1 protein-coding gene is annotated in these 1,025 nt (G+C 78.6%); it reads left to right on the forward strand.

Translation table 11 applies throughout. The features are described from left to right. Window positions 1-106 precede the first annotated feature (106 nt). Window positions 107-952, forward strand: coding sequence for a helix-turn-helix transcriptional regulator (locus tag ACSNOK_RS33215; RefSeq protein ID WP_436784501.1), 846 nt, complete (start codon window positions 107-109; stop codon window positions 950-952). Window positions 953-1,025: the final 73 nt, after the last annotated feature.

Genomic DNA, 1,025 nt, shown 5'->3' on the forward strand with positions numbered 1-1,025 from the left:
AGGCGGCGGCGCGCGAGCTGCTCGCCCAAGCGCACGAGGCCGCCCTCGCCTGCGGCATCGAACGACCGCCGCCGCCCTCGAACACGGCACCCGGGCCCTGGACCTGATGCCCGAGCCGGGCTGGGGCACGGCGCTCGCCTTCCCGCTGGCCGTCCTCGCCGAGACGTACACCGCCCTCGGCGACCACGAGACGGCCGCCTCCCTCCTGGAACGGCGGCTCCCCGCCCCGACGCACCGGACGATCTTCGCCGTTCCCCACCAGCACGCCCGCGGGCTGAACCACCTCGCGCTGGGCCGCCCACGCGAGGCCCTGGCCTGCTTCGTCTCCTGCGGCGAGACGCTGCGGGGCTGGGGCCTGGACACCCCGTCGCTGGCGCCCTGGCGGGCCGGCGCCGCCGAGGCCTGGCTGGCCCTGGGCCGCCCCGAACGGGCCGTCCGGCTGCTGGACGACCGGCTCGCCGACCCCGTGCACCACCACCCCCGCGCCCGCGCCGGCGCGCTGCGCGTCCTGGCCGCCGCCGGCGCCGCGGAACACCGCCCGGCGACGCTCACCCGCGCCCTGGAGCTGTACCGGACCTGCGGCGACCGCTACGGCACCGCCCGCGTCCTCGCCGAGCTGGGCCGCGCCCACCGGGAGCTCGGCGACGAGGCGGCGGCGCGCGAGCTGCTCGCCCAAGCGCACGAGGCCGCCCTCGCCTGCGGCATCGAACGACCGCCGCCGCCCCCGGAACCGGCACCGGAACCGGCCGCGCCGCCGTCCGCCGGCGTCATCCTCACCGGAGCCGAACGCCGCGTGGCCACCCTGGCGGCGCGCGGCCTGACCAACCGGGAGGTGGCGGCCGAACTGTCCATCGCGGTGAGCACGGTCGAGCAGCACCTCACCCGCGTCTACCGCAAGTACCGCATCAGGCACCGCCGCGAGCTGCGCGCCCGCCTGACCACCGGCGCCTGACCCCGTCCCCACGCCCCCTCACGCACCAAGCCGCCCCCGAGCCCCCGCGCACACAAAAAAGCGGGGCCCCCCC

It is taken from the genome of Streptomyces sp. URMC 126 (assembly GCF_051386555.1).
Taxonomy (GTDB): domain Bacteria; phylum Actinomycetota; class Actinomycetes; order Streptomycetales; family Streptomycetaceae; genus Streptomyces.